The 6,247-nt window shown below is 65.6% G+C and carries 8 protein-coding genes; 2 read left to right on the top strand and 6 right to left on the bottom strand.

The annotated features are described in order from the left end of the window. The coding region (locus I53_RS34215) for a hypothetical protein (protein WP_187294407.1) at nt 1-232 on the top strand (232 nt) is incomplete at its 5' end. 55 nt (nt 233-287) lie between these two features. On the opposite strand, the gene I53_RS23105 is transcribed toward I53_RS34215, so the two are convergent. From I53_RS23105 to I53_RS23085, 6 genes are all read right to left on the bottom strand, one after another. After that, nucleotides 288-1,247 (bottom strand): polysaccharide pyruvyl transferase family protein, encoded by a 960-nt coding sequence (locus I53_RS23105; RefSeq protein ID WP_205782333.1) that lies wholly within the window; start codon nt 1,245-1,247, stop codon nt 288-290. A gap of 95 nt (nt 1,248-1,342) precedes the next feature. Beyond that, on the bottom strand, nt 1,343-2,248 hold the full coding sequence (locus I53_RS23100; protein WP_078947106.1) for a glycosyltransferase family 8 protein: 906 nt from the start codon (nt 2,246-2,248) through the stop codon (nt 1,343-1,345). 69 nt (nt 2,249-2,317) lie between these two features. Then, complete coding sequence (locus I53_RS30590) at nt 2,318-3,004, bottom strand: hypothetical protein (protein ID WP_148291222.1); 687 nt, start codon at nt 3,002-3,004, stop codon at nt 2,318-2,320. A 74-nt stretch (nt 3,005-3,078) separates the two neighbouring features. Beyond that, nucleotides 3,079-3,366, bottom strand: coding sequence for a glycosyltransferase (locus I53_RS36225; protein WP_051045007.1), 288 nt, complete (start codon nt 3,364-3,366; stop codon nt 3,079-3,081). A gap of 23 nt (nt 3,367-3,389) precedes the next feature. After that, nucleotides 3,390-4,610 (bottom strand): ABC transporter ATP-binding protein, encoded by a 1,221-nt coding sequence (locus I53_RS23090; RefSeq protein WP_043355139.1) that lies wholly within the window; start codon nt 4,608-4,610, stop codon nt 3,390-3,392. After that, nucleotides 4,610-5,506, bottom strand: coding sequence for an ABC transporter permease (locus tag I53_RS23085; protein WP_043355138.1), 897 nt, complete (start codon nt 5,504-5,506; stop codon nt 4,610-4,612). Before I53_RS23085 ends, I53_RS23090 begins: the two co-directional genes overlap by 1 nt. Before the next feature lie 301 nt (nt 5,507-5,807). Here I53_RS23085 and I53_RS23080 point away from each other — a divergent pair. Continuing rightward, on the top strand, nt 5,808-6,247 hold a 440-nt coding region (locus I53_RS23080; protein WP_043355142.1), incomplete at its 3' end, for a glycosyltransferase.

The following is a 6,247-nucleotide window of genomic DNA, read 5'->3' as shown; positions in this document are numbered from 1 at the left end:
GCCCTCGCCCTCGCGTTTCCTCAGGGCGTATCAAAGCACGCTGCAGCACTTTTACTGGTATTTCGTCACGATCATGATCGCCGCAGCCTCGCGCGGCCAGAAGCGCCGGGCCTTCAGGGCCATCGTCGGAGCGCTGAGGGTCTTCCCGGTCCGCGCGACCTATCATCTGGTCGCGCGCCGGGATTGCCGAAGGGCGCTGGTTCAGATGGCCTCGATGCATCGGCCGATCTGATCGGACGCCAGCCGGGCCGTCACGGGGATCGGCGGGATCGCCCCCGCGGCCGCCCTCACGCCGTCAAGCGCATCGACCGCATCGACGCGGAACGGGCCGAAGCCGGTGCCCGCCCGGTCGCGCGCAGGCCCGAACCGCCGCGGGACCGAACGAACCGATCTATGGCAGAGGCGACTCCGTCGACGGCCGCATCCAGCCGGGTGTCGCGGCTCATCTGCGGCTCCGCATGCGACAGCTGCTGCAGACGCTTCGCGGCGATCCAGGTCAGCATCTGATTGACGGGCTTGAGAGTCGGCATCGTGCTCGAACGCGCCGCGCGCCAGACTTCGGCGTTGGGCCAAACGGCGTGATACATCTCGCGGATGTTGCTCGGCAGCAAGGCATGCGGGCGCAGGTCGATCTCGAGGGACTCGGACCAGTCCCGCCACTTCATGCGATGCGAGTGATGGAGCGGCTTGGCGGCGATCCAGGGCGTGCGGAGGGCATCGGCGACGATGGCGCCGTGCATCGCCTCGGTGATGAGGAGCCTGGCGCCCCTGATCTGGGACAGGATCCGCCCGACATCGTCCCGGGGATCGATCAGCGTGACGCCCGCCATCCGGCAGGCCACCTGCCAGAAGCCACGCTCCAGGCTTTCGTAATGCGGCATGAAGGCGACCGTGATGCCCGACGCGGCCTCCGGCAGCGGCAGCAGGCGCAGCAGGACGGCTGGATCGCAGATCGCCCGCTCCGCCGGGAGGCCGAGGCGCCGCGCGGTCCCGGGGCCACGGACGAACAGGACGTCCCAGGATCCGTCATGCACGTCCGGCATCGCCGAATAGCCGCCGTAGCCGGACCCGATAACGTATTTTCTTGCCGATCTCGGGTAGATGTCCTGGATGATCGAGCCGATCCCGAGGAACAGCGCCTCCTCGCGATCATCCAGAAAGCCGTCCGGAAGCATCGCGCTCCAGACCAGCGGGTTGAGTTCATCCCCGAAGTTCGGCGGATCGCCGGCAAAGTAGGTCAGCTTCATGTCGGGCGCCGTGACGTGTCGGGGTTCGACCGGGGCCGCGTCGGCGCGTTCGGCGCCGGCACGCTTCCGAGAAACTCAGGAGAAGGCCGGCTTCGCTATTGGAGGCCGAGGTTCCATCTGCAGAAGCATCTAAAATTCCACAGCAGCCAGCGCAGACGCCATTTGAGCCGGGTCTTGAAGCCGATGCCCGCATTGCGCAGGAGGCTCAGGCCGAACTCGGCACCGCGCAGCTCCTTCAGGTAAAGCCACGCCAGAGGATGCCATTCGTCGCGGCGCCAGGGTTTGGTCGCGTCGGTGAAGTGGATGATCTTCGGCCGCGGGGCGCTCCGGGTCAGGGCGGTCCACGTTGCGAACTTCTCGTAGAGGAAATTGCGCTGGAAGTTCCAGTCTGGTGGAATGCTGGTCCAGCGGTTCCAGAAGCTGATGTTCAACGCATCCTGATCGTCGTAATCGTAGACGTTGCTTGCAAGGAGCGCGATCGTGTGATCGAAGCTCTGGTCCGCTCTGAGTTTCTGGACATCCAGCAGGAGCACGCCCGCGTTGAAGTATCGGCCCTGGGCCGGCAGGCCGTACCGCGCGGCGAAGTCGCGCGGGTTGAGGCCGGCATCGACCACGGCTCCGAGCGCATGGGCGCCGAGGTCGAAGTCCCAGAGTTCGGCGATGTCGCTTTGAAGGATGAGATCGGAATCGAGATAGATCGCACGGCTGACGTCAGGCGGCATAAATCGCGGGATCATCAACCGGAAATACGTCGCCCGACTCATGCTCGGGCGATGGGCGTCGAACCCGAGCAGGACCGGATCGCAGATCTGAATCCACTCGATCGTGGCGCGTTGGGTCGAAACCTGGGCTCGGCTGGCCGCGTCGATGCCGTCATGGAAGACGAAAAACCGCAGCGGGTTGCGTTCGTTTCGTGTCTCGATCGAGCGCATGACCACACGAAGTTGTGGGATGTACGACTGATCGATGCCGAATGCGACGTTTATGACGGGCCTCTGCACGTCGTCCTCCGCTCGATTGCACCTGTGCTGACATGCGGCGCCGAGAAGGCACCGTCCGCGACAGGATGTTCAGGCGGGCCACCAGCCGGTGACCTCGCCATGGTTCGTCCAGTCGAGACGACACTCCCGGATCGACCGTCCGTTCGATCGGTGCAGCTGCCTGCGGAAGGTATGGAGCGCCGAACGACCGATCACCCGCTTCAGGGCGAGCTTCCACCAGTCGCGCCGCAGGAGCAGGTGCGGATCGAACTCCGCTGCAGCTGCGAGGATCTCCTTCCAGTCGTCGTCGTGATGCAGGGTGAAGGAGTTGCTCGCCGTGATCAGGAGTTCGCGTCCGATCCGCCGCTGCATCGCGGCCACCCATCCCTGAAGCTCGGGGATCCTGTCTCCCTGCTCCTGCAGGATGACGCGGCAGGTTTCCATCTGTTCACGGCGATCGCTGATCGCCTGTGCATAGTAATGAGAACTCATGTTCTGGTTATGCCAGCGGTAATAGGCCTGCTTTGCATTCAGGATGACCACGGGCCCATGGCACGCGAAGCGCATCCACATCTCCATGTCGGAGGTGTGCCGCATCTTCGGATTGTAACCGCCGAGACGATGCTGGACGGATGTGCGGACGATCACGACCGGGGACGCGAACTGGTTTCCGAAGTCGCAGAAGCGCTTGATGAACGTGCGCCCCGGGACGAGCCGGCATTCCGGGTCCGATGCGTCGGCGACGGCCACCGGCTCCACGTCGCCGGCCTGGGACACCGCCATCCCGCAGACGAGCCCCGCTTCGGGATGCCGGTTCAGCGCCTGCGCCGCGCGGGCGAGCGCCCCGGGCGTCAGCATGTCGTCGGCCGAAAGCAGCAGCGTGTAGTCGGCCGTGGCCCAGTCGATGATTCCTTCGTTGAAGTCTTGATATGTCCCTGGTTGACCGTGTGGCGCCGATAGGTGACGCGGGCATCCTCCCGGGCCAGGGCCCGTCCCACCTCTTCGGATGAGTCGTTCGACATGTCGTCGATGATGAGAATCCGGACGTCCACATCGCGCTGCGTCAGGATACTGTCGACGCATGCGCGGAGGTAGCGGCCGTAATTGTAGCAGGGGACGACGACATCGACCGTGCTCATGGTTCTTTGCCTTCCCGATAAGTCTACCTGCCGAAGGTCCAGTGACCTTCTTCGTGGAAGATGCCGAAGATGTACGGATCGAGATCCGGGTGCTGAACGTGGAACCGGGCGCCGATCTTGGCGTCGGCGATCGTGTCGAAGCCCTTGCGGCGCACGGAGATCGACACCCGGTAATCGTCCGCGGTGAGCCGGAGCGGCGGTGTCAGCAGCTCGATCGTCCCCGTACCGGCGATCACCGGCACCGGTGCCGCGTCGAGCAGCGTGCTGAACGTGCAGCAATGGGTCTCGTCGGCGCGGGTGAAGGAGCAGGAGACGTTCGCGTCGTGGATCGGCAGATCGGCCGCATACCGCATGCGGATCCGCATCCGCTCGCCGTGGGAGAAGACCGTCTTGCCCTCTCCGGCCGCGTCGAAGATCTCGACGCCGGTGATCCGGAAGTCCTGGCTCGACTGTTCGGGTCTGTACCACGAGGGATGGGACAGGTAGCTGTCCTGCTCGTAGATTTTGAGGCCCGCATCCACGGGCCCGTCATAGGCCACCGTCCCGTTCTTGATGTAGATCACGCGCTTGCACATCGTCTTCACGCTGAACATGTTGTGCGACACGATCAGGATGGTGGCGCCGCTCGCTTGCAGGCGATGGGCGAAGTCCATGCATTTTCTCTGGAAGGCGTAGTCTCCGACGGCCAGGACTTCATCCAGGAGCAGGATGTCGGGCTCGAGATGGGCCGCGACCGAGAAGGCCAGCCGGACATACATGCCGCTCGAGTAGCGTTTGACCGGCGTATCGATGAAGTCTCCGATCTCCGAGAACGCGACGATCGCGTCGAACTTGTCGGCGATCTCCTGCCGGCCCATGCCCAGGATCGAGCCGTACAGGAAGATGTTCTCCCGGCCGGTCAGCTCTCTGTGGAAGCCGGTGCCGACTTCGAGCAGGGCACCGACCCGACCCTCGAGGCGGATGCGGCCGGTGGTGGGGGCGGCGATCCGTGAGAGCAGCTTGAGGAGCGTGCTCTTGCCGGCGCCGTTCAGGCCGATGATGCCGACATTCTCACCGTGCTTGATGCCGAAGCTGACGTCCCTGAGCGCCCAGAAGGATTCCCGTGCCGGGCGCGCCTCGGAGCGGCGGGACAGGAGGCCCCGGACGCCCTCGCTGAGGGCGTCGCGCAGGGAGTTCTGGTGCGCGGCTCGCGGCGCGCGCCAGTACTGCTTGCCGATATCTTGTACGCTGATTGCCATCGACATCAGATTACATCCGCGAAGGAGCGCTCCATGCGCTGGAAGAAGATCAGTCCGCTGACGAGCAGGACGAACGCAGCCGTGACCGAGACCGTGATCGCGAAGGCGTCGGGCGGCGTCCCGCCGAGGACGGCGAACCGGAACGCCTCGATCAGGCCGACCATGGGATTGAGTGCGTAGAGCCAGCGCACCGAGGCGGGCACGATGCTCGACGCGTAGACGATCGGCGAGGCGTACATCCAGATCTGGATCAGGAACGGCAGCGTATGCTTGACGTCCCGGAAGCGGACATTGATCGGGCCGAGCCACAGACTCACGCCGAGGGCGAGCATCGCCGTGACGATCAGGGTCGGGACGGCCAGCACGAGGTGCCAGTCCGGCACCACGCCGTACCAGACCATCAGGGCCAGCATGACGGCCAGCGCGATGGCGAAATCGACCATCGGCGAGATCACCGTGGCGAGCGGGATGACCAGCCGCGGGAAGTAGATCTTGCGGATGAGTTCGGCCTCCGCCACGAGGCCGTTGGCGCTGCGCCGGACCGCTTCGGCGAAGTAGGTCCACAGGACGACCGCGCTGCCCGCGAACAGCGCGTAGGGCGCGCCGTCGGTGGGGATCTTGGCGAAGTGGCCGAAGATCACGGTGAAGATCAGGACGGTGAAGAGCGGCTGTGCGATCGCCCAGCAGGCGCCGAGCGCGGTCTGACGATAGAGGACCTTCAGGTCCCGCAGGATCAGGACGCGCAAGAGACCGCGATACTGCCAGAGGCCCACGGCATCGAAGGCGATGATCCGGTCGTCGGGCGCAATCTCGGTGACCCGCAGCGTCGACGGATCGCCTCGCTGTTCGGTCAGCCCGCATTCCGACGGGCCGAGGGCAAGCGCATCCAAAGATTTCATCATTCGAGGGGGTCCCGCATGACGCTTCGAGCCCGTGATCGAGCTCGCGGGATCCGGTTCGAATCGACTGTCGAGCCGTCCGGTTGTCCCGCCGGAACGGGCTATCATTGCGGTGGGGCGGTCAGAATTACACCTTTCGTCGTATCGGTGCGGCCAACCGAAGTGGTGGTTGTGATCAATGACCGTAATCGCGGCCAATCACGGCAGATGAGCCCTCGGATGCGGGACCGTCGGCGTCCGCTTCCCTCCGGAACGGCCGGCCCGGATCCGCCGACCACCGGGGCCCGGTGTCGGGAGAGCCCCCATGAGATCACCCACGAGCCCCCCCGCGCGCGCCGCCGGTGCTCCGCTCGTGACGATCGCCATGCCGGCCCTCGACGAGGCCGACCACATCGCCGAGGCCATCGCGTCCGTTCTGCCCGACCGGGATGCGGTCGCCTGCGAATTGCTGGTGTTGGATGGCGGCAGCCGCGATGGCACCTGCGCGATCGTCGCCGCCCTGAGCGCCGGGGATCCGCGGATCCGGCTCGTCCACAACGAGCGCCGGATCCAGGCGGCGGCCCTCAACCTCGCGGCACGGCTGGCGCATCCCGCCTCCGCCTACCTGGTCCGCGCCGATTGCCACGCCGTCTATCCGGAGGGGTTCGTGCAGAACCTCGTCGGCACGATGCAGCTGCGGGAAGCCGTCTCGGTGGTCGTGCCGCTCCGGACCGTCGGGGTCACGCCGCTGCAGCGGGCCATCGC

The organism is Methylobacterium sp. B1, from assembly GCF_000333255.1.
GTDB lineage: Bacteria > Pseudomonadota > Alphaproteobacteria > Rhizobiales > Beijerinckiaceae > Methylobacterium > Methylobacterium fujisawaense.
The sequence above is the reverse complement of the archived record's forward strand: the minus strand, read 5'-3'. Positions and strand labels throughout refer to the sequence as shown.

Coding starts and splice junctions, on each gene's coding strand:
- I53_RS23085 (WP_043355138.1), bottom strand. CDS start 5,506: ATGATGAAATCTTTGGATGCGCTTGCCCTCGGCCCGTCGGAATGCGGG.
- I53_RS36225 (WP_051045007.1), bottom strand. CDS start 3,366: ATGAGCACGGTCGATGTCGTCGTCCCCTGCTACAATTACGGCCGCTAC.
- I53_RS23105 (WP_205782333.1), bottom strand. CDS start 1,247: ATGAAGCTGACCTACTTTGCCGGCGATCCGCCGAACTTCGGGGATGAA.
- I53_RS23090 (WP_043355139.1), bottom strand. CDS start 4,610: ATGTCGATGGCAATCAGCGTACAAGATATCGGCAAGCAGTACTGGCGC.